20 protein-coding genes are annotated in these 20,185 nt (G+C 61.6%); 10 read left to right on the top strand and 10 right to left on the bottom strand.

Annotated elements, in window-relative coordinates; genetic code table 11:
• Positions 1-9: 9 nt before the first annotated feature.
• The 6 genes from dhaL to dhaK are packed head-to-tail and all read left to right on the top strand — an operon-like array spanning position 10 to position 4,353.
• Positions 10-612 carry a dihydroxyacetone kinase subunit DhaL gene (dhaL, locus tag NKH01_RS11810; RefSeq protein ID WP_353020278.1) on the top strand — a complete coding sequence of 201 codons (603 nt, stop codon included), beginning with the start codon at positions 10-12 and terminating at the stop codon, positions 610-612.
• Complete coding sequence (gene dhaM, locus NKH01_RS11805) at positions 609-998, top strand: dihydroxyacetone kinase phosphoryl donor subunit DhaM (RefSeq protein WP_006325214.1); 390 nt, start codon at positions 609-611, stop codon at positions 996-998. Before dhaL ends, dhaM begins: the two co-directional genes overlap by 4 nt.
• Before the next feature lie 22 nt (positions 999-1,020).
• Positions 1,021-1,323 carry an HPr family phosphocarrier protein gene (locus tag NKH01_RS11800; protein ID WP_353020277.1) on the top strand — a complete coding sequence of 101 codons (303 nt, stop codon included), beginning with the start codon at positions 1,021-1,023 and terminating at the stop codon, positions 1,321-1,323.
• Positions 1,307-2,908: a phosphoenolpyruvate--protein phosphotransferase gene (ptsP, locus tag NKH01_RS11795; RefSeq protein ID WP_353020276.1), complete on the top strand. Its 1,602-nt coding sequence runs from the start codon at positions 1,307-1,309 to the stop codon at positions 2,906-2,908. The genes NKH01_RS11800 and ptsP overlap by 17 nt, the downstream gene beginning before the upstream one ends.
• A 9-nt stretch (positions 2,909-2,917) precedes the next feature.
• Positions 2,918-3,340 (top strand): hypothetical protein, encoded by a 423-nt coding sequence (locus tag NKH01_RS11790; RefSeq protein ID WP_292659375.1) that lies wholly within the window; start codon positions 2,918-2,920, stop codon positions 3,338-3,340.
• A 26-nt stretch (positions 3,341-3,366) separates the two neighbouring features.
• On the top strand, positions 3,367-4,353 hold the full coding sequence (gene dhaK, locus NKH01_RS11785; protein WP_352495748.1) for a dihydroxyacetone kinase subunit DhaK: 987 nt from the start codon (positions 3,367-3,369) through the stop codon (positions 4,351-4,353).
• Positions 4,354-4,635: 282 nt separating this feature from the next.
• Here dhaK and NKH01_RS11780 read toward each other — a convergent pair whose 3' ends face one another.
• On the bottom strand, positions 4,636-5,433 hold the full coding sequence (locus NKH01_RS11780) for a DUF2259 domain-containing protein (protein ID WP_353020275.1): 798 nt from the start codon (positions 5,431-5,433) through the stop codon (positions 4,636-4,638).
• Between the two features lie 171 nt (positions 5,434-5,604).
• Here NKH01_RS11780 and NKH01_RS11775 point away from each other — a divergent pair, with 171 nt between their 5' ends.
• Both NKH01_RS11775 and NKH01_RS11770 read left to right on the top strand, forming a co-directional pair.
• Complete coding sequence (locus tag NKH01_RS11775; protein WP_353020273.1) at positions 5,605-7,512, top strand: propionyl-CoA synthetase; 1,908 nt, start codon at positions 5,605-5,607, stop codon at positions 7,510-7,512.
• A 128-nt stretch (positions 7,513-7,640) separates the two neighbouring features.
• Entirely contained in the window at positions 7,641-8,405 is a 765-nt protein-coding gene (locus NKH01_RS11770; RefSeq protein ID WP_352495745.1) for a metallophosphoesterase family protein, read from the top strand.
• A 103-nt stretch (positions 8,406-8,508) separates the two neighbouring features.
• On the opposite strand, the gene NKH01_RS11765 is transcribed toward NKH01_RS11770, so the two are convergent.
• Entirely contained in the window at positions 8,509-8,676 is a 168-nt protein-coding gene (locus tag NKH01_RS11765; RefSeq protein ID WP_023717974.1) for a Thivi_2564 family membrane protein, read from the bottom strand.
• A gap of 209 nt (positions 8,677-8,885) precedes the next feature.
• On the opposite strand from NKH01_RS11765, the gene NKH01_RS11760 reads away from it, so the two are divergent.
• Complete coding sequence (locus NKH01_RS11760) at positions 8,886-9,338, top strand: BA14K family protein (RefSeq protein ID WP_353020271.1); 453 nt, start codon at positions 8,886-8,888, stop codon at positions 9,336-9,338.
• 110 nt (positions 9,339-9,448) lie between these two features.
• Here the strand turns inward: NKH01_RS11760 and NKH01_RS11755 are convergent, their stop codons facing one another.
• Together NKH01_RS11755 and NKH01_RS11750 are read right to left on the bottom strand one after the other, a co-directional pair.
• A complete protein-coding gene (locus NKH01_RS11755; RefSeq protein WP_352495744.1) occupies positions 9,449-9,637 on the bottom strand; it encodes a hypothetical protein in 189 nt (62 codons plus the stop codon).
• Positions 9,638-9,801: 164 nt separating this feature from the next.
• Positions 9,802-10,872, bottom strand: a complete 1,071-nt coding sequence (locus NKH01_RS11750) for a sensor histidine kinase (RefSeq protein ID WP_352640702.1) — start codon at positions 10,870-10,872, stop codon at positions 9,802-9,804.
• Positions 10,873-11,038: 166 nt separating this feature from the next.
• Here NKH01_RS11750 and NKH01_RS11745 point away from each other — a divergent pair, with 166 nt between their 5' ends.
• Entirely contained in the window at positions 11,039-12,319 is a 1,281-nt protein-coding gene (locus NKH01_RS11745) for a glucoamylase family protein (protein ID WP_353020270.1), read from the top strand.
• Positions 12,320-12,384: 65 nt separating this feature from the next.
• Here NKH01_RS11745 and NKH01_RS11740 read toward each other — a convergent pair whose 3' ends face one another.
• The 6 genes from NKH01_RS11740 to NKH01_RS11715 form a co-directional block, all read right to left on the bottom strand.
• Positions 12,385-14,805: a polysaccharide biosynthesis tyrosine autokinase gene (locus NKH01_RS11740; RefSeq protein WP_353020269.1), complete on the bottom strand. Its 2,421-nt coding sequence runs from the start codon at positions 14,803-14,805 to the stop codon at positions 12,385-12,387.
• A 149-nt stretch (positions 14,806-14,954) separates the two neighbouring features.
• The gene (gene galU, locus NKH01_RS11735; RefSeq protein ID WP_352817040.1) at positions 14,955-15,851 is read right to left on the bottom strand and encodes a UTP--glucose-1-phosphate uridylyltransferase GalU; all 897 of its coding nucleotides are present in this window, start codon (positions 15,849-15,851) and stop codon (positions 14,955-14,957) included.
• A gap of 76 nt (positions 15,852-15,927) precedes the next feature.
• Positions 15,928-16,878 (bottom strand): glycosyltransferase family 2 protein, encoded by a 951-nt coding sequence (locus NKH01_RS11730; RefSeq protein ID WP_353020267.1) that lies wholly within the window; start codon positions 16,876-16,878, stop codon positions 15,928-15,930.
• Positions 16,868-17,818 (bottom strand): glycosyltransferase family 2 protein, encoded by a 951-nt coding sequence (locus NKH01_RS11725; protein WP_353020266.1) that lies wholly within the window; start codon positions 17,816-17,818, stop codon positions 16,868-16,870. The genes NKH01_RS11730 and NKH01_RS11725 overlap by 11 nt, the downstream gene beginning before the upstream one ends.
• A gap of 4 nt (positions 17,819-17,822) precedes the next feature.
• The gene (locus tag NKH01_RS11720; protein WP_353020265.1) at positions 17,823-18,812 is read right to left on the bottom strand and encodes a glycosyltransferase family 2 protein; all 990 of its coding nucleotides are present in this window, start codon (positions 18,810-18,812) and stop codon (positions 17,823-17,825) included.
• Positions 18,813-18,823: 11 nt separating this feature from the next.
• A complete protein-coding gene (locus tag NKH01_RS11715) occupies positions 18,824-19,996 on the bottom strand; it encodes a glycosyltransferase family protein (RefSeq protein ID WP_353020264.1) in 1,173 nt (390 codons plus the stop codon).
• Positions 19,997-20,185 lie beyond the last annotated feature (189 nt).

Below are 20,185 nucleotides of genomic sequence, written 5' to 3'. Positions count from 1 at the left end.
ATGGGTGATATGGCGGCAGCGGATCTTTCCAGGCTGATCGAGGCGGCGGCAAACACCATCGCCGCCCATGCCGAAGAGCTGACCAGGCTCGACCAGGCGATCGGCGACGGCGACCATGGGCTCAACATGAAACGCGGCTTCGAGGCAGTGCGGGCCGAGGCCGGCGCGTTCGCGGCAAAGCCGTTGCCCGAGGCGCTGAAGGCGATCGGCACCAAACTGGTGATGACTGTCGGCGGAGCCTCCGGACCCCTGTTCGGCACGCTGTTCATGGCGCTCGGCAAGGAGATTTCCGCCGCGCCGGATCGCGCCAATCTGGCTGCGGCCTTCGGCAAGGCGATCGAAGCGGTAGCCGCCAGAGGCAAGTCGCAGGCCGGACAAAAGACCATGCTGGACGTGCTGCAGCCGGTGCATGAAGCGCTGGTGCAGGGAAAGACAGCAGGGGAAATCGTCGACATCGCCGACAATGCAGCCGACGCGACCGTGCCGATGAAGGCGTTGCGTGGGCGCGCCTCCTTCCTTGGCGACCGTTCGATCGGTCATATGGATGCCGGCGCACGCTCGACCGCGCTTCTGGTGCGGGCCGTAGCCGAGATAATCGAGAGGCGCGCATGAGCAATGTCGGCATCGTCATCGTATCGCATTCGCCGCTGGTCGCCGAAGGCACCGCCGATATGGTGCGGCAGATGGTCGGCGACGAAGTGCCGCTTGCATGGTGCGGCGGAAACGGCCATGGCGGGCTGGGAACCAATGTCGAGGCGATCATGGGCGCCATCGACAAGGCCTGGTCGGAGGCGGGTGTCGCCATCCTCGTCGATCTCGGCGGCGCCGAGACCAATAGCGAGATGGCGGTCGAGATGATCGGCGAACCACGCGCCCAGAAGATCATCGTCTGCAATGCGCCGATCGTCGAAGGTGCGGTGATGGCGGCGACCGAGGCTTCCGGCGGCGCCTCGCTCAGGGAAGTGGTGGCGACGGCGCACGAATTGTCGCCGTCGTGAACGAACGGGAATTTTGACAAGCATGTCCGCAGCAGCCGAAGCCAGCGTCCTGATCACCCATGAGGTGGGACTGCATGCACGTCCTTCGGTGAAGTTCACCAAGCTTGCCAAGACGTTTTCGGCCGATGTCGAAGTGGCGGTCGCAGCCAACGGGCCGTGGTACGACGCCAAGAGCATCGTCAAGGTGATGGCGGCGAAGGCGCCTAAAGGCACTGTGCTGCATATCCGAGCCAGAGGCGACGGCGCCGGCGAGGCGGTCGGCGCGCTGGTCGAGCTGGTGCGGCGCGATTTCGACGAAGGCAAGGACCATGCCCGAACCGCTTAGGCTGCAGGGCATTTCGGCATCGGCCGGCTATGCCGAGGGGCCGCTGTTCGACCTCGACCAGGCTGCTATGCGTTATGTCCGCAAGGCGAGTGCCGCGGACGAGAAGGCGGCGCTTGAGGCCGCCATCTCCATTGCCGCAGGCTGGCTCGCGACATTGATCGAAACCAGCGACAGCGAGGCGTCCGATATCCTCGAATTCCAGCTCGCCATGCTGGAGGACGATGCGCTGACCGCCCCGGCCCTTTCGCACATCGCCGAGGGCATGGCCGCTGATGTGGCTTGGCGGCAGGCACTCGACGCCGAAATCGCCGGCTACGAAACATCCGAGCAGGACTATTTCCGTGCCCGCGCCGCCGACATGCGCGATATACGCGACCAGGTGCTGCGCGCACTGACCGGGGGCGGCGACATTGCCGCGCCGGCGGGCGCGATCCTCTACGGCGAGGATATCGCACCGACGCGCTTCCTCGAAACCGACTGGAGTGCGGGCGGCGGCATTGCGCTGAAAGCCGGAAGTGCCGCAAGCCATGTCGCCATGCTGGCGCGCTCGCGCGGCGTGCCAATGATAGTAGCGCTGGGGCCGGCCGAACTCGGTGCTTCGCCGGCTCACCTTGCCGAAATCGCGCTGCTCGATGCCGAACATGGCGGCATCGTATTGGCGCCTTCGAAAGCGGAGATCGCCATATTCCGGCGATCGTCGTCGTCGTTCGCGGCGCATCGCGGCAAAGCGGCAGCCTATCTGACAAGGCCTGCGGCAACGAAGACCGGCATAGCGGTCCGGGTGCAGGTGAATATCGCCGATCCGTCCGATGTCGACAGCATCGATGCTGCGACGTGCGACGGCGTCGGGCTGATGCGGACCGAATTCCTGTTCGGCAAGACGCTGCCGGACGAGGAGACGCAATATCGCGCCTACCGCAAAGTGCTGGAATGGGCAGGCGACAGGCCGGTGACGATCCGAACCGTCGATGCTGGCGGCGATAAGCCTGTGCCGGGCCTGACCGTCGAGGAATGTAATCCATTCCTTGGCCTGCGCGGGATCAGGCTGTCGCTGGCGCGTCCGGAGGTCTTTCGCATACAGATCCGCGCCTTGCTACGTGCCGCCATGCACGGCAATCTGAAGGTGATGTTCCCGATGATCGCCGTCCCGGAAGAATATGAACGCGCGACGGCGCTGTTCGCGGAAGAGCAGGCTGACCTTTTCGCGCGCGGCATCGCGCACAAAATGCCGCCGCTTGGCATCATGGTCGAGGTGCCGTCGGTGGCCATCGTACCGGAGGTATTCGCCGAGGCCGCTTTCTTCTCGATCGGTTCAAATGATTTGACCCAATATGTGATGGCCGCCGCTCGCGACAACATTTCTGTCGCACATCTGAATTCCGTCAGGCACCCGGCCGTGCTCCGGCTGATCGCCTCCGTTGCCGCCTTCGGCCGCCAGCATAATATCCCGGTCAGCCTGTGTGGCGATGCCGGCGGCGACCCCGCCTCGATCCCGGCGCTGCTCGAAACCGGCCTGCGTGACCTCTCCGTCGCTCCCGCCCAACTCGCGATGGCCAAGGCGGCCATCGCGGACGTTTCGATCTAGGGCCCCGGCATGGCAGACAAGGCGTCGCAATCCGGCCCCGAAGAGGCTATCCGCGCCTACAAGACGATCCTGTCGCAGGTGATCGACCAGCGCCCATCCGGCATGCGCCAGCGCCTCGCCGACGCGCTCGGCAAGCACCGCAGCTTCGTCACGCAGATTTCCAGCCCGGCCTATTCGACGCCGATACCATCGAAGCATTTGCCGGCTATCTTCTCCGTCTGCCATTTCAGCCCGGCCGAACGTGATCATTTCCTTGAAGCATATCATCGGGCGCATCCGGGAAAGATGTCGCTGGCCGCAGGCATGCGCAAGACACGCCATGTCTCGCTGATCGTTCCCGATTTCGGCGACGATAAGCAGAATGCGGCGCTCGACCGGGCGGTCAATGATTTCATCCAGAAGATCACCAGCATCGCCGGCAAGGGCAGCTGACGCTGGGCTATTTCGGGAGGACAGCCATGAAGAAATTTCTGAATTCGGTCGACACGGTGCTGACCGAGAGCCTCGACGGCTTCGTTGCCGCGCATGCCGACATTCTGGCGCTTGGCGAGGAACACAAATTTGTCCGCCGCAAGCTGCTCAAATCGGGCAAGGTGGCGCTGATCTCCGGTGGCGGCTCGGGTCACGAGCCGCTGCATGGCGGGTTCGTCGGGCACGGCATGCTGGATGCCGCCTGCCCTGGCCAGGTGTTCACCTCGCCGACGCCGGACCAGATGATGGCGGCCGTGGAAGCCGTCAATACGGGCGCCGGCTGCCTGTTCATCGTCAAGAACTACGAGGGCGACGTGATGAATTTCGACATGGCCGCTGAAATGACAGAAGGCGTCATGCAAATCGTGACCAATGACGATGTCGCGGTCGAAAACTCGTCCTACACCACCGGCCGGCGCGGCGTCGCCGGCACGCTGGTGGTCGAGAAGATCGTCGGCGCGGCGGCCGAGCAAGGCATGGCACTGGAGCCGTTGAAGGCGCTCGGCGAGCGCGTCAACGGAGCGACGCGCTCGATGGGCGTGGCGCTGACCAGCTGCACCGTGCCGGCGGCGGGCAAGCCGACCTTCGACATCGGCGACGGCGAGATGGAGTTCGGCGTCGGCATCCATGGCGAGCCCGGAAGGCGGCGCGACACGTTGAAGAGCGCCGACGCTATCGTCGAGGAGATCTGTACCGCGATCCTCGGCGATCTGGGCGACAGCGCCAAAGGCCGGGCGCTGCTCTTCGTCAACGGCTTTGGCGGCACGCCGCTGATGGAGCTTTATCTGATGTACAACAGCGCCCGCAAAACCTTCGAGAAGCACGGCGTGACGGTGACCCGGTCGCTGGTTGGCTCCTATGTGACTTCGCTCGACATGGCCGGCTGCTCGATCACGCTGAGCATGTTCGACGACGAGGCGGCGGCGTTTTGGGATGCGCCTGTGCACACCGCCGCGCTGCGCTGGGGCATGTAGCGGCGGAGAATGCCTCAGAGATAGTCGGTGATAAGACCGACAGCAGCAGCGTGGTGCATCGCCAGACTGTTGTCCTCCTCACCCTAGGTAAGATAAGGGACTCAGCGGGTTTGGGGAGTTGGGGCATGCGTTACAATTGGGATCGGGCGCCGACAGGTTTCGAGCGTCATGGGAAAATGCTGGCAGCCGCCTTGCTGATCGCCGGCGGGGTTGGCCTTATGCTCACTGCGCTGCCGCTTTAGGAATCAACTCGAGTAGCAGACTACTTCTCAGCGGGTTATCTCAACGCGCCCGCCCTGTCACGGCGATGGAACGGCGGTCACGCCCTTCAAATCCCTGGCTGAAACGCTGCACGAGTACGACAAGCACGCCTGCTTTGCGGTCGGGGGTGAATGCGTAAGATTCCGACAGGCTGTAGGAAGTCGGGCAATTCCTCGAACCCGGCACCGCCTTGTCCTCATGCAGCAGCTTGATCGGCTTGCCGTCCTGACCCTGCAGCGTCAGGCGAAAGCCGAGCGCCTTGCCGGTCGTTTCGCCTTGCTGCGTCCCGTCGAAACTCGGTGAACAATCCGCCGTACTGTCGGCAAGGATCTGCTCGAGCTGGATGGTCGAGATGCCAAGCTCGTCATAGTTCGGCGAAAGCCATTTTTGCGAGACTTGCTCGAGGCGCGCAATGTCGTTGTAGGCGACCATGTCGTCGGGAAAGGTGAATTTGTCGAAGCCCGTCCGCTCGCCGCGCAGTGCGATGGCATATTTGGCCAGCAACGGCGCTGCCAGCTCGGCGGCCTGTGCCCTCGCCTGCGCAAGTGTCAGCGTCGAATCCTCCGTCTCGTCAACGATGAGGATCGGCTTGCCGCCGACGAACTCATCGGTGCGGGTGTCGATGATTTCGATCTCCGACCAGCCCGAATCCGAAGCACCGGCATCGAGCGTGCCGTACTGCTCGAAGGCGAAATAGTTGCCGTCGGGCGAAAAGCCGATGATGCGCCGTGCCGCCGCATCACCGGCCTGAGCAGCTGAAGCGAGTGCGAACGCCAGCGTCGCAACGACGGCAAATCCAAGCTCGTATCGCAGTTTCATCGCGCCCTGCCCCTATGTCGAAAATTCGGCCGATATCAGCCCCGCAGACCACGACGACCCTGGATTTGCGGCCGAATTGGAACGACGGCAAACGAAAAGCACAAATACATGGTTACAGAAAGCAGCATACGCTATTTCAAGGACAGCAAACATTCCTGGGGAGGAAGCTGGATGGCGTCACGCTACCACGAGGTCTATGACGGCTGGAAACGCGACCCGGAAAAATTCTGGGCCGATGCCGCCGGCGCAATCGACTGGTTCTCGCCCTTCGAGACCGTGTTCGATGCCAATGCCGGCGTCTATGGCCGGTGGTTCAATGGTGCCTCGTGCAACACCTGCTTCAATGCCGTCGATCGTCATGTGGCGGACGGCCGCGCCGACCAAATAGCGCTTGTTCATGACAGCGCGATTTCGGGCACAATCAAGAAATTCACCTATGCCGAGTTGAAGCGCGAGGTGGTCGCACTAACCTCGGTACTCAAGAATCGCGGCATCCAAAAAGGCGATCGCGTCATCATCTACATGCCGATGGTGCCGGAAGCAGCCTTCGCCATGCTTGCCTGCGCGCGGATCGGCGCCGTGCATTCAGTGGTCTTCGGCGGTTTTGCCTCACATGAGCTCGCCACGCGCATCGACGATGCCAAGCCGAAGCTGATCATCTCGGCGTCCTGCGGCCTGGAGCCCGGGCGTGTCGTTGCCTATAAGCCGCTGCTCGACAAGGCGATCGAGATGTCGCGGCACAAGCCCGAAGCCTGCCTCATCCTGCAGCGCGACCAATTGCGCTGCGAGCTCAGGGAAAACTACGACATCGACTATGCCGACGCTGTGGCGCGGGAGCGAGCCGCGGGTGCCAATGTCGACTGCGTTCCGGTGCTTGCCACCGATCCGCTCTACATCATCTACACGTCCGGCACGACCGGCCAGCCAAAGGGCATCGTGCGCGACAATGGCGGCCACATGGTCGCGTTGAAATGGTCGATGGAAAACGAGTTCGGTGTGAAACCCGGCGAAGTGTTCTGGGCGGCTTCGGACGTCGGCTGGGTGGTCGGCCATTCCTACATCGTCTACGGCCCGCTACTGCATGGCTGCACGACGGTGCTGTTCGAAGGCAAGCCGGTCGGCACGCCCGATGCCGGCACCTATTGGCGTGTGATCGCTGAGCATGGCGTCGTCGCGTTGTTCACCGCGCCAACCGCCTTCCGCGCCATCAAGGGACAGGACCCGAGGGGCGAGTTCGTCCCGAAACACGATCTGTCCCGGTTCCGCACGCTGTTCCTTGCCGGCGAGCGCGCCGATGCGGAAACCATCAAATGGGCCGAGCAGAAATTGAACGTGCCGGTGATCGACCACTGGTGGCAGACCGAGACCGGTTCGCCGATGACCATCAATCCCGCCGGACTGGGCCTGCTGCCTGTCAAATACGGCTCGCCCGGCATGCCGATGCCCGGCTACGACATTCGCGTGCTCGACGATGCCGGGCATGCGGTCAAGCGCGGCACACTGGGCAACGTTGTGGTCAAACTGCCATTACCGCCCGGCTGTCTGCCGACGCTGTGGAATGCCGACGAGCGGTTTCGCCAAGCCTATCTCGAGGAGTTCCCCGGCTTCTACAAAACGGCGGATGCCGGCATGATGGACGAGGACGGCTATCTCTATGTCATGGCCCGCACCGACGACATCATCAACGTCGCCGGCCACCGGCTGTCGACCGGCGCCATGGAGGAGGTGTTGGCCGCGCATCCCGACGTTGCCGAATGCGCCGTCGTCGGCATCGCCGATGCGATGAAAGGCCAGGTTCCGCTCGGCTTCGTCGTGCTGAATGCCGGCGTCGACCGCGACGCGGGCATCATCGAAAACGAGGTGGTCGCGCTGGTGCGCGAACGGATCGGCCCGGTCGCCGCCTTCAAGACGGTGGTGACGATCAAGCGCCTGCCGAAGACGCGCTCCGGCAAGATCCTGCGCGGCACCATGCAGAAGATCGCCGACAAGGAGGCATGGGCCATGCCGGCAACGATCGACGACCCGGCCATCCTCGACGAGATCACTGCTGCGCTGAACGGCCGTGGCATCGGCGTGTAGGAGGCCGAAGCCGAGTTGCGTCCGAAGCTCCGGTATGGAACGACCGGCGCCAGACATGGTATCCAGGCGCTGCGTCTTCATGTTGTTTCGGAATCGAGACGCCCCCACAGCCATGCGAGACGCCATTCGTGACCCTGTTCCAACGATCGAGAAAGCCCCCGACGGCGGCGCGCCAGCGGCTCGAGATGGATCTGCAGGACACGGTCGTCTATGCGATCGGCGACGTGCATGGCTGCTATAAGGAGCTTCGCTCCCTGGAGCAGAACATCCTGGTCGATTCTGCGTCTTTCGAAATGCGCAAGCTCATCATCATGCTCGGCGACTACGTCGATCGTGGCCCCCAGTCGGCGCGCGTGCTCGATCATCTGCTGGCGCCGCCACTCCAAGGCTTCCAGCGCATCTGCCTTGCCGGCAACCACGAAGTCGTGATGCTGAACTACCTCGACGGGATCATTTCGAGAGAGTCGTGGCTGGCGATAGGTGGCCTGCAAACGCTGTTTTCCTACGGCGTTGATCCGTCGCGCATGGCCGATCTCTACGGTTCAAGCGAGGAGGTCGACCGGCGCATTCGGGAGATCATTCCAGCCGGCCATGTCAGCTTCATGCGTGCGCTGCCGGTCATGGTCTATTCGGCCAAATTCGTGTTCGTACACGCCGGCATCAGGCCCGGCATCGAGCTGGCCGCGCAAGACGAGGACGACCTGCTCAACATCCGCTCGGAGTTCTTCGAAGCCGCGCATCTTCTCGAACGTTATGTCGTGCACGGGCATACGCCGGTCGACATTCCGAAGCTCGAGGGACGCCGGCTTGGCATAGACACCGGCGCCTTCCAAACCGGCCAGCTGGCCGCCCTCAGGATCGTCGACAACCGCGCGAGGCTGATATTTTCCTAGAGCGGGAAGGTCTCAAGCCGCCTGCTCATGAGTGGGTGTAAAGCGCTGGGTTTGTCTTGCTCGCTCGGACGCCAGCAGCGTCGCATATCCCAACCGTGATGGCTTAAAACACTGCGAGGTACTTCAGCAGCGAAATGATGCCAATAATGATCACGACAATCTGGGCAATCTGACGAGTGCGACCATCAAGCGGCAGCCGATTGACCAGATACAGCACCAGAATGATGACAAGGAAAGTGATCAGAATGCTGATCAACGGAGTGCCGGCCATTGTCCCTCACTGTATGAAACGTAGAAAAAAGCCAGCACACCGCGTCGTGTGAAGATTGCCCATGCTTGTTCGAGCCGTAGCACCTGACAAGTGATTCGAACAGCCTGGCTGGCGGTGTCGAAGGCTGTCTGGCACGCCACGGAACCTTAACCTCTTTAAATCGTTTTAAATCCGAGAAGGGATATCAACCATTCCTTCACAGGAGATTTATGAACAAGATATTATCCGGTTTGCTCGCGGCCACGTTGTCAGTTTCATTCGTGACGGCAGCCGGATCAGCCGACGCAGCTCAAATGCTTCTGCCGCAGGCACCTTCTGTTTCGTCCGATGTGGCGACGGTCGACTACAAGCCGTGGATGAAGCGGAAATTCAACCGCAATCGCAATTTTTCGCGCAACGATGGCGTGAACTGGAACGGTCATCGCGGCTATCGTGAATACCATCGCGGTTATCGCCGTCATGGTGACTACTGGTTTCCTCTGGCGGCCTTCGCTGCCGGCGCGGTGATCAGCGGCGTGATCATTAACAACAACCAGAACCCGGTCGATCGCGGCGATTCGCATGTACAGTGGTGCTACGACCGATACCGGAGCTATCGAGCTTCAGACGATACATTCCAGCCTAGCTATGGCCCTCGGCAGCAGTGTAATTCGCCGTACTGAAACGTAAGGTTTTTGACCGCATCAACAACCTCGCATCGCGCGGGGTTTTTCGTAGCGGCGCCAAGGCGGCGATGGAAAAGCGAAAGTAGCGTGGATCTCGGCTTGAGTGTCTATTCCAGACGGAATTCGACAGCGTGCGCTTCAGCCTCGGCAATGAGGCCGCCGTCGACGGCGGCTTCGAACGCTTTGGCAAAATACTGATCATCGGAAGTCTGGTGATCCTGGCCCGAAAGATCGATCGGATACGCGCCGATCACCCGGCCCGTAATTTTCTCGATTACTGTCACGGTCCGCTGCATTGGTTTCTTCTTCAATTAAACGGAACCTATAGCACAGAGAATAGGAACATCAGCGGCAGCCGCTCGCGAGCGGCTTCGCAACGTTCGAGCTACACCACCTGAGGGGACACGACCTTCAAGGCGATATTCGGAACAGCCGCTTGAAACGCATGCCAAGCACCAAACTATGCTGCTTTCGGCATCCGCGACGTGAACGTCGCTCTGGTAATGGCAATCGTCGTGCCAGTATTGCCCGTGACCGTGTCAATGCGTGCTTCAAGCTGTTTGACAAGCGCCTCCACGATCGCTGTCCCCAGTCCCGCACCTGGAATATCGCGAACGGGTTTGCCCCACCCGTTGTCCGATACGGTCAACTTCCAATCCTCAGCATCGGTCTCATAGGTCACCAAGATCAGCGCATCGACCTTTTCTGTCGAGAATGCATACTTGATGGCGTTGAGAACGAGCTCGGTCACGATCAGGCCAAGGCTGACCGCCTTCTGGGAGTCTATCCTTCCATTTTCCGCCATAACGTTTACAGCAATAGCCTGTGCTTCCCCGATCATCGAAGCGGCCAAACTGCTGCAAAGCTTCGACAGATAAGAACCAACCTCGATTTCGTCGGCACCGGTTGAGGCATGGAGATGCCGCTGCACTTCTGCTACCGACAGCACGCGTTGATGGGCATCCTTCAGGTGCTGCCGCGTTTCATCTGAGGTGACGGACCGAGCCTTCAGCAGCAAAATGCTGGCGATGATCTGCAAGCTGTTGGCGACCCGGTGCTCCATTTCGCGCAGCAGCACATCCTTCTGCCGCAGCAGGTCTTCGGTGCGGCCGAGAAGTTCTTCCTTTTCCCTTTCTATGGCGCGGCGCGCCGTGATGTCATTGAAGGCGAGCAGGATGGTCGCGGCTGAACTGTGGTCGTAAAGGACCTTCCGCGCGTTGAGCAGCATCGTGCGCCGGCCGATATCGGGGAAATCATGCTCGACCTCGAAGCCGTCCATGGCGGTCTTCTCGGGAATGATCGTCTCCAAGAGCAGGTGAAGCGCTGGAATGTCCCACTGGCCGTCGCCCAGCGCGTAGAGCAGCGAGCCGTGCGTCTGCTCGGGGTCGACCCTGAAGGTCTGATAGAAGGAGTGGTTGGCCGCCAGCACGCGAAAGTTCTCATCGAGAACGAGGAAGGGTTCGACCATCGTATTGACGATGGCCTGCGCCAGCGTCTGCGCGTCTTCGATATTCGCAATGGGATGGAACATAGGCTTCGAGGCCAATCCAGGGGCTGTTTCCCCTTGATTTTCTTTCTACCGGGTCGCCAAGCACCTGTCGCGAATTGAATCGGCCTGACACGAGTGAGCGGCCGGTCCGTGCGCACAATTGTTTTAGGAATGGCCTTAGGACACCCGAGGCACTAACACCGGCTCGATGATTCCAGCACTCGACCTCCCGGAAAATACTCTCGAGCTCGACGATGATGCGCTGTTGGATGTCGTGCAGCGGCAGACGGTGCGCTATTTCTGGGAAGGCGCGCATCCCGTCAGCGGTCTTGCCCGCGACCGGCAAAAGACCACAGGTGATCCTGCCAACGATCTGGTGACGATCGGGGGGGCCGGTTTTGGCATTGCAGCCATCATCGTTGCGGTCGAGCGGGGATGGATCGACCGCACCGTGGCTTTGCTGCGATTGCACGGCATGCTCGATTTCTTGGAGAACTCCCCGCGCTACCACGGCGTTTTTCCGCATTTTATCAACGGGCGAACTGGTGCGACGATCCCGTTTCGTCGCAAGGACAACGGCGCTGATCTCGTCGAAACCACCTTCCTGTTTCAGGGTCTGATTTGCGCCCGTGAGTATTTCGCCGGGATGACAACTGGCGAAGTGCGCCTGCGCCAGCGCGTGGACGCGCTGTTGCTACAGGCCGAATGGAACTGGTTTACACGCGGCGCTCGGCAACTCATGTGGCATTGGAGCCCTAATTTTGGCTGGGCGATGGACAGCCCGATCAGGGGTTGGAACGAATGCCTGCTCACTTTCGTGCTGGCGGCGGGATCGGCGCGCCACCCTATTGATCCGGGAATCTATCACGAGGGTTTTGCTGTAGGACCTGGCTTTCGAAACGGGCGCGACCATGACGGGATCGTGCTGCCGTTGGGAATGAATTCTGGTGGCCCGCTCTTCTTTTCGCACTATTCTTTCTGCGGGCTCGATCCCCGGGGCCTAAGTGACCGCTACGCCGATTACTGGCAACAGAACGTCAGTCATACGCAGATCAATTATCGGCATTGCGTTCGCAATCCCCATAGCCATTTGGGATATGGACCGGACTGCTGGGGTCTGACCGCGAGCCATGGGCCGCGAGGATACGTCGCGCATGCACCCGACAGGGACTTTGGCGTGATCACTCCGTCTGCTGCCCTGTCGAGCTTTCCCTATGCCCCGGCGGAGGCGATGCGCGCACTGCGTGGCTTCCTGGGCAAGCCTCGAAAACGCATATGGGGCCGCTTCGGCTTTGTTGACGCGTTTTGCGAAAGCCGCAACTGGTACTCCCGAACCTATCTGGCGATCAATCAGGGGCCGATCATCGCGATGATCGAGAACCATCGTACAGGGCTGTTGTGGCGGCTTTTCATGAGGGCGCCGGAAGTGCGCAGAGGCTTGGAGAGGCTTAGCTTCATCAGCAAGCATCTCAGAATGTCAACACCCTAATAGATCTTTGCGACGCCGGGTGATTCCGCTTCGGTGCAAAAATGCTCGAAACGCGCGGACCGCACTCAGGCAGCCGCCTTTGTGCGCGCTTCCGATTTTTCCAGATAATAGCTCGAATATTTGTCGAAGAATTTTTCCGAGCCGCCGATCGCGCCATACTTGGCGAGTTTCTTCAGCTCGACCTTGTTCAGGACCGCGCCAATGATCTTCTTCGCGATATAGGGTTCCGAGCTCAGCATCGATTGCACCATCGCACGCGGCGTGCGTCCCCACTCGGTGACCAGCACGAAGCCGTCGACAAGCGGAGCGAAGGCCTTGGCGTCGACGACGGGCCCGAGCGGCGGCAGATCGACGATGATGTATTCGAAGGTTTCCTTGGCGTTGTCGATGAAACGTCGCATGCCGGCTGAAGACAGAAGCTCGCTGGTATGCGAAAACTGGCCACGCAGGACGGCCGGGATGATCGCCAGTTTGGTCTGCCGGTCGATCTTGCCGACCGACTGCCAGGTCTGCCCGCTCACCACCGCTTCCATCAAACCCTGCTCGGCCTCCATGCCGAGGCTGCGGCTGAGGCCGGGATTGCGCAAGTCGCCGTCGATCAGCAGCGTTTTCGATCCGTTGGCGGCAAGCAGCCCGGCAAGATTGGCCGCCACCGTCGACTTGCCTTCGCCGGGAAGCACCGAGACCACGCCGATGACCCGGCTGCCCTGGCCTTCTATCACGACGTCGAAGGCGATCTTTGCGTTGCGCAGCGTCTCGGAGAACATCGATGCCGGTGCATCGACGGTTACCCGCATGCGCGCACGTTTTTCGGCTGCCGACAATGTTTTGGAGGGCTGGGATTTGGACGACTTGGCGCTCTTGGATTCAACGACTTTGACGTCAGGCTGACCGCCATTGCGCTGGTCATCCTTGCCAGCCTTGCCGATGACCGGGAGATAGCCGAGGAATTTGAGGCCGACACGGTCGCGCACATCTTCGCCGGTCCTGAAGAAGCGTTCTCTGAATTCATTCAGGCCACCAACCCCGGCCCCCATCATTATGCCAAGCGCCAGCGAGAGCCCCAGCACGATGGCCGTGCGCGGGGTTGCGGCCGACTGTGGCATCGTCGCGTCCGAGATGACCCGGATCTTGCCGACTGGGAAGGATTGCTGTTGGGCAGCCTCCTCATAGCGGTTCAGGAATGTCTGGTAGAGCGTCGACAGCGCCGTGGCCTTTTGGTCCAGCTCACGCAGCTTGACCTGCGACTGGTTGTCGATGGAGCTCTTGCCAGCCGCCAAGGCGACATTTGCGCGGAGCGCGGTTTCGCGCGCCAGAGCGACCTCGTATTCGTTGCGGTAGCTTTCGGTCAGTTGCTTCAGCTCGCCGAAAATCTGCGCCGATATGTCGGCCTTCTCCTTGGCGAGCGCGACGGCCTGCGGATGTTGCGGGCCGAAATTGGCTTCGACGTCCTGCTGCCGCTTGGCGACGGTGAGATAGCGGTTCTTCAGCGTCGTGATGACGGAGCTGCTCGGCTGGTCGTTCGATATCGCGGCGTCCTTGAACGCATTGTCCGAGCCGCTTTCGACGATCGACTTGTACTGCTGATAGCGGGCGCCAGCACGTGCGGTATCGGCCTGCGCGACGATCAGCTGAGTGTTGAGATCGGACAATTGCTTGTCGCTGATCAGCTGGCCGTCATTGACGGCCAATCCATGTTCGGCCCTGAACTTTTCGACCGCGAGTGCGGCCGCCTGGGAGCTCTCACGAAGCTCGGTCAGCCGGCCTTGCAGCCAGACAGCCGCCCGCTCGGTCGCGTCGAAGCTGGCATCAAGCTGATCGGCGAGATAGGCGTCGGCATAGGCCTTGGTGATGGCGGTCGCAAGCGCCGGATCCGTCGCCTGAAAGGAGATGCTGATGACAAAGCTTCGGCCGATCCGCTCGGCATCGAGTTGGTTCTGCAGTTTGAAGATTGCGTAGTCGCGGGGCGACGACGATGCGGTGATCGCGTCACGCGTCGCGGCATCAAGCTGAGTGACATCGGTTGTGCTCGCGGCGCGCTTGGGGCGGACAGACTGGATGATACCGCGTACAAAGCTTGCGACCTTAGACAGGGCCGATGTCGGAGGGTTCATGAAAGCATCGTTCTGATCGAGCTTCAGCTTGTCGACGACCACCCCCGCCAGCCTGGCCGACTGTAGAATTTCGATCTGGCTCAGAACGGCGGAGTCGGTCTGCATGCTGACCGACGCCGCCGAAATATCGTCGACGACCTTGTTCAATCCTTCGTCGATCAGCACGCTGCTCGTCGCCACATAGGTAGGAGGCGTGGTCTGCAAATAGAGCACGCCGAGAAAGAGACCGATGATGGCGCAGGCGGCAACCACTTTCGCCTGCCGCGCGGCCATGCCAAGCAGACGCTCGATGTCGATGAAGTCTTCGGCGTTTGCCGCACTCGAAGTCGGCAATGGCGTCCTCTTGTCGACAGGAAAATTGGCATAGTTCATCTTCGGTCCAATTCTAGTTTGCAGGCGCTACCGCCTCGAAGATCGGCACATAGGGTGCAAACCCTGCGCCGGACAGTGCGCGTTACGCGCGGCGCAACGGCCTGTCCTGCGTCATCAGCCGCACCCACAATGCCTCGAAAAAATGGACATTATGCGGCTTCTTCCCGACGCTGATGCGACCGGACGAATTCCTGCAGCATCTCGAAGATCGGACCCTTCATGTCCTCACGCGCCAGCGCGAAAGCGACATTGGCCTGGATGAAGCCCTCCTTCGAACCGCAGTCGAACATGCGGCCGTTGAAAGGCTGGGCGAAGAAGGCCTGCGTCTGTGCGAGACGCACCATTGCGTCGGTCAGTTGGATCTCGTTGCCGGCGCCGCGTTGCTGGCTGCCCAGCAGCGAGAATATCTCGGGCTGCAGGATGTAGCGGCCGTTGATGTAGAAGTTCGACGGCGCGTTGGCCGGTGCCGGCTTTTCGACCATGGCCGTCACCTCGAAGCCGGTGCCGACATCCGCGCCGCGCCCGACAATGCCGTATTTGCTGGTCTCGGTCGGATCGCAACGCTCGACGGCGATAACGTTTGCGCCAGTCTGCGCATAAAGATCGGCGACTTCGGCAAGACACCCTCGCCCGCCAAAGGACACCATATCCGGCAACAGCAACGCGAAAGGTTCGTCGCCGATGACCTCTCGCGCGCACCAGACGGCGTGGCCGAGGCCTTGCGGCGACTGCTGACGGATGAAGCTCGTCGCGCCGGCGACGGGAAGCAGGCTCTCGAGCGATTCGAGCTGCGCCTTCTTGCCGCTCTGCTCCAGGGTTCCGATCAGTTCAGGATGCAGATCGAAATAGTCCTCGATCACCGCCTTGTTGCGGCCGGTGACGAAGACTATGTGCTCGATGCCGGCCTCGAATGCCTCGTCCACCGCATATTGCACCACAGGCTTGTCGACCACCGGCAGCATTTCCTTCGGCATGGATTTGGTCGCCGGCAGGAACCGCGTTCCAAGCCCCGCCACCGGTATGACTGCCTTCCTGACTTTTTTCATTGCATGTTCCTTCTGAGGAGATCGATTTCAACCCTGTCGCAGGCGGCGAAATTTGTCTTCATTCGCCTGCAGCCCTTTACCTCCCCGCCACCACGGCAAACTGTGCCGCTACCCTTCGCAGCCGGACGGCGATCGGCATGCTCATATGCCGAACCGCCGCCGGATCGCTGAGCGCCGTCCATATCGCCTTGAGCGGGGACCGCGCCTTGATGTGCTGAACCAGCGACAGGAATGATGCCGCCCGCCGCAGGCTGCGAGCGCGCCTGGCGAACGCCGCCGCGGCCGCAGCATCCATGGAATGGGTCGCGGCGAAGGTGGCATCGGCCCGGCGCATCGCCTCGACGTGATGAAGTTCGAGCACCCGGGAGATGGAACCGGTGCGAATGTGGTAAATATAGCCCGTGGTCGGCTCGACCACGCATTTGCCGCCTTTGGCCAGCGCACTGGCCAGGAGGATATAGTCTTCGCCAATGATCAGGCTTTCATCGTAACGAAGCCCGTTCTCGTTCAGGAACCGGCGCTGGAAGATCGGCTTGACGTAGCCGAGATTGAACCTCGATTCGAAGAGGACATTGCCGCCGATGAAATCCGCCAGCGAGATTTCACCGAGGCCTCCCAGATAGTCGGCCGGGAACATCGTCTCTTCGGCAACGCCATCTTCGCGAACGACCTGCAGATTATCGACCGCGATCTCGGCGCCGGCTTTCTCCGCGCGTTCGATCATGGTGCAGATTCGCCCGGGATAGACCGCGTCGTCCGAATCGAGAACCGCGACCCACCTGCCGCGGGCAAGCTCAAGGCCGGCGTTCCTGGCGCCGCCGGGGCCACGATTTTGCTCAAGCGCGACAACGCGTACGATATCTTCGGGGTAGGATCTCGCCAGGTCGAGCGTCCGGTCGCGCGACTTGTCGTCGACGACGATGACCTCGACGCTGACATTGCGCTGGGCGACGGCGCTGGCAATCGCCCGATCGATGGTCGCCTCGGCATTGTAGGCGGCAATCACGAAGCTCACGTCAGGCTGCACGCTTGCCCCCTTGCTGCGGCGAAGGCAGGCCGTATTGGCGGATTTCACGAACCCCGACGAGGCCGCTGACGACGCCGACATGCATAATGCCGCGAAGGACGCTGCGGTTCCGTCGGACGGGGTCGATGGCGACCGGAATTGCCGACAGGAAACTATAGCCGGCCTTTGCCGCGGCAATGCCGACCTGCTTGAGCCGGGAAAGGCCGCGCGCGTTGCGCCCCAGGAGGTGACCATGCGTCTGCCCGACGCGGAACCGGCGGCGGCCGAGCCAGTCGAATGCCGCCCTGGCAGGCGGCACCACTTCATCGACCCAAGCCTCTGGCGAAAAGGCGATACTGCCGCCGGCCTTGACCATCTGGTCGAAGAATTCCGTATCTTCGCCGCCGGTCTGGCCACGTGCCAGGCTGAAGCGCCGGCCGCGCAGGCTCTCAGCGCCAATTCTGAGCAGGACGTTGCAGGTGTAGCCGGTGCGGATCTCGCCGCGCACCCAGACCGGCGAGGTCGAGTGGAAATCGCCTTTGCGCATCCAGTCGGGCGCATCCGGCAGGTAACGGGCTTGCACCGGCCCGAGCACGGCCGCAGCACCAGTTGCTTCCACCGCCGCCACCAGTTCGGCAAGCCAGCCAGCGGTGGCCGTCTCGTCGTCGTCGATAAAGGCGACGAAATCCGCCGCACTGGCATCGAGGCAAGCGTTGCGCGCGATCGAAATGTTGCGGGCCGGGGCGTGCCGGTAGGTCACCGGCAGCTTCAACTCCCCCGCTAGCTTGGCGACCAGCGGCTCGGCCGTCGGCGTATCGTCGTTGTCCGCGATGATGACACCGACATCGAATCCCGCGGGCATATCCATGGCTGCTACGGAGCGGAGCGTGTCGACAAGCTCCGGCCGGCGAAATGTGCAGACGCAAATATCGATGCTTCGATTTTTCTTGACCGGGTCCATCACGCTACCCCCGCTGCGGTCGCGGTGCTAGCAGCTGCAGCCAGAAGCCGACCGACCAGCCGAAATGCATGACCATTGCCGAGACCCCGGCAAGCGCAATGTCGGGTTTGCGCTGACTGACCGCGGTCCAGAAGCCGTAGCCAAGGCAGACCGAGACCCATAGCAAAAGCGGCACGGCCGCCAGCCAGTGGACGAAGGAAAAGGCGGCGAGAAGAACCACGGGAAACACCAGAAGCGGCACCATCTGCCGGATCTTCGGGATCATGCGGTGCTTGAGAACGTTCTTCGCCCGGCCGCGGCCATAGCCGAGATACTGAAAATAGAGGCCCTTCAGCGAGGAGCGCGGGTAGTAGACCATTTGTGTCTTACCGGTCATCCAGATCCGGTAACCGGCCTGACGGAGCCGATAGTCGAGTTCGGCATCCTCATTGTGGCTGAACGTCTCGTCATAGCCGCCGACCGCGGTGAAGGCCGATATCCGGATCAGCGCATGGTGGCCATGATCGACCCATTCCCCCGCCGAAAGGTGCCGATGCTTGGAGCCGCCGGTGCCGAGCCTGGAATTCTGGGCCGCGGCCGCCGCCTTCTGCACCATGCCGCTGCCACTGGTCAGCATCGAGACGACGACCGAATGCGCCCCGGTGGCCTGCGCTTCTTCGACCAGCCGGTCGCAATAGTCGGCGGGATAGCCGCCATGCGCGTCGATGCGAATGAGATAGTCGACGCCCTCCCCGAACCTGGCAACGGCGAGATTGATCGCCGCGCTCTGCAAGCGCTTTTCATTGTGGAGCAGGACCACCCGCTGATCTTTTGCGGCGATATCCGCGACGATCGTCCTGGTGCCGTCCGTACTGCCGCCATCGGCAACGATGATCACGGCGCCCAGCCTCTTGGCCGCAGGGCGGAGCTCTCGAAGCAACGCGCCGATATGGGGCGCTTCGTTCAGGCACGGAACCACGATCATGCAGGATGGGAGCGTTTCGGTTTGCGTCATCGGCCGTCCTTCTATGCCAATGCTTCGGCAGCATATGGACCGGGCGCCGCGGCAAGGCCGCGGAGTTTTTCGACGAGCGCCCGGCAATCGGCGCGGTCGTAGCTCCAGGTGCGCGGATTGCGGGCGAGAACACGTGCCCTCAATGTCTCGAACCGATGCTGCTCCATGGTGCCGAGGGCAGCTTCGAGCGCCTCGGGCGTGGCTTCTGGCAAAAGAACGCCGATGCCTTGCCGATCGAGGAACCGGCCGGTCTCGGTGTTGCCCATCGAGATCGGCACGGCTCCGAAGCGGCAGCCCTCATAGAGACGGTTGGGCAGCAGCCATTCGGAATTCAGGCCCTGCTCAAAAAAGTCGATGGCCCAGGAAAAGTGAACCTCGCGGTAGATCGCCGCCATATCCTCCGGATTGCGATAGGGTCCGCCAAACGAGAGCCAGGGTTCCGATTCAACAAAACCGTGGAAATCGGGAAATTCGGACAACGCCGGGCGGCCTCTGAGGACGATTTCGAAGCGGCCGTCGAGGCGGCGCGAAAATTCGGCCAGAAGCTCCAGGGAGCGGCGGCAGCGGAGCGCCCCGAACCAGCCGATTCGCCAAGGCGGCGCAACAGGATTCTCCTCCGTCATGCGGTCATCCAGGGAAGCCGCGGCTGTCTCGAAATACTTGTTTTCGAGCAGTTCGACCGGCGCGGCAATCTGTCCGAACGGCTTGAAATAATTGGCGATGAAGGCCGGAGAGCTGGTCACCAGAAGCTTCACATCCCTGGCCAGGAAGCGTTCTGCGCCGCGCATCGCCCAGCCCAGCGGATCGTCGCGAAGCAGCAGACGATGGATGTCGAGGCACTCGTAGACAATCGGCACCGTTGCCTGGAAAGCCGACCTGGCCCGCCGGGCAAGCGCCAGCATTTCCAAATTGCGCGCGATAATGAGGTCGGGCCGTTGCATTGAACCCAGCTTGGAGCCGGTCGAGACCACCGCCTTCATGATCGCCGCCAGACGCTGGGCGAATCGGCCATCACGCGTCGGGCCGAGATCGATCGGCTGCAAGCCCTCGACATCAGCAACCGCGCTTGCCGTTCGACGAAAGCCCGCCAGCGTAACCTGGGCGCCGCCTGCCTTGAGCATTATGATCCGCCGGCGCACTGCCGGGTCGGAGACGTCGTGTACCAAGTACAAGACATGCAGCATGAAAACTCGACCGCTGTTGGCCCGCCCGCGACAATGCTAGTACAGCTCTTGCTGCATCGCAACATTTTTGGTTGCAGCGTAGCAAAGATCCACATTTTTTGTTGCACTGCAAAATCGATGGGTTAATCTCGCTCTGCTTGGGCCGCATGGACCGCGCGTTGGCCCTGCCATTGGGCTGCGCGCCAATAA

Origin of the sequence: Mesorhizobium sp. M1403 (assembly GCF_040317695.1) — a bacterium.
GTDB lineage: Bacteria > Pseudomonadota > Alphaproteobacteria > Rhizobiales > Rhizobiaceae > Mesorhizobium.
The sequence above is the reverse complement of the archived record's forward strand: the minus strand, read 5'-3'. Positions and strand labels throughout refer to the sequence as shown.

Excerpts from the sequence above, each read along its gene's own strand:
- dhaM (WP_006325214.1), top strand. The coding sequence starts at position 609 with ATGAGCAATGTCGGCATCGTCATCGTATCGCATTCGCCGCTGGTCGCC.
- NKH01_RS11720 (WP_353020265.1), bottom strand. The coding sequence starts at position 18,812 with ATGACGCAAACCGAAACGCTCCCATCCTGCATGATCGTGGTTCCGTGC.
- NKH01_RS11760 (WP_353020271.1), top strand. The coding sequence starts at position 8,886 with ATGAACAAGATATTATCCGGTTTGCTCGCGGCCACGTTGTCAGTTTCA.
- NKH01_RS11780 (WP_353020275.1), bottom strand. The coding sequence starts at position 5,433 with ATGAAACTGCGATACGAGCTTGGATTTGCCGTCGTTGCGACGCTGGCG.
- NKH01_RS11790 (WP_292659375.1), top strand. The coding sequence starts at position 2,918 with ATGGCAGACAAGGCGTCGCAATCCGGCCCCGAAGAGGCTATCCGCGCC.
- NKH01_RS11750 (WP_352640702.1), bottom strand. The coding sequence starts at position 10,872 with ATGTTCCATCCCATTGCGAATATCGAAGACGCGCAGACGCTGGCGCAG.
- NKH01_RS11775 (WP_353020273.1), top strand. The coding sequence starts at position 5,605 with ATGGCGTCACGCTACCACGAGGTCTATGACGGCTGGAAACGCGACCCG.
- NKH01_RS11725 (WP_353020266.1), bottom strand. The coding sequence starts at position 17,818 with ATGGACCCGGTCAAGAAAAATCGAAGCATCGATATTTGCGTCTGCACA.
- galU (WP_352817040.1), bottom strand. The coding sequence starts at position 15,851 with ATGAAAAAAGTCAGGAAGGCAGTCATACCGGTGGCGGGGCTTGGAACG.
- NKH01_RS11715 (WP_353020264.1), bottom strand. The coding sequence starts at position 19,996 with ATGCTGCATGTCTTGTACTTGGTACACGACGTCTCCGACCCGGCAGTG.
- NKH01_RS11740 (WP_353020269.1), bottom strand. The coding sequence starts at position 14,805 with ATGAACTATGCCAATTTTCCTGTCGACAAGAGGACGCCATTGCCGACT.
- ptsP (WP_353020276.1), top strand. The coding sequence starts at position 1,307 with ATGCCCGAACCGCTTAGGCTGCAGGGCATTTCGGCATCGGCCGGCTAT.
- dhaK (WP_352495748.1), top strand. The coding sequence starts at position 3,367 with ATGAAGAAATTTCTGAATTCGGTCGACACGGTGCTGACCGAGAGCCTC.
- NKH01_RS11800 (WP_353020277.1), top strand. The coding sequence starts at position 1,021 with ATGTCCGCAGCAGCCGAAGCCAGCGTCCTGATCACCCATGAGGTGGGA.
- dhaL (WP_353020278.1), top strand. The coding sequence starts at position 10 with ATGGCGGCAGCGGATCTTTCCAGGCTGATCGAGGCGGCGGCAAACACC.
- NKH01_RS11745 (WP_353020270.1), top strand. The coding sequence starts at position 11,039 with ATGATTCCAGCACTCGACCTCCCGGAAAATACTCTCGAGCTCGACGAT.
- NKH01_RS11765 (WP_023717974.1), bottom strand. The coding sequence starts at position 8,676 with ATGGCCGGCACTCCGTTGATCAGCATTCTGATCACTTTCCTTGTCATC.
- NKH01_RS11755 (WP_352495744.1), bottom strand. The coding sequence starts at position 9,637 with ATGCAGCGGACCGTGACAGTAATCGAGAAAATTACGGGCCGGGTGATC.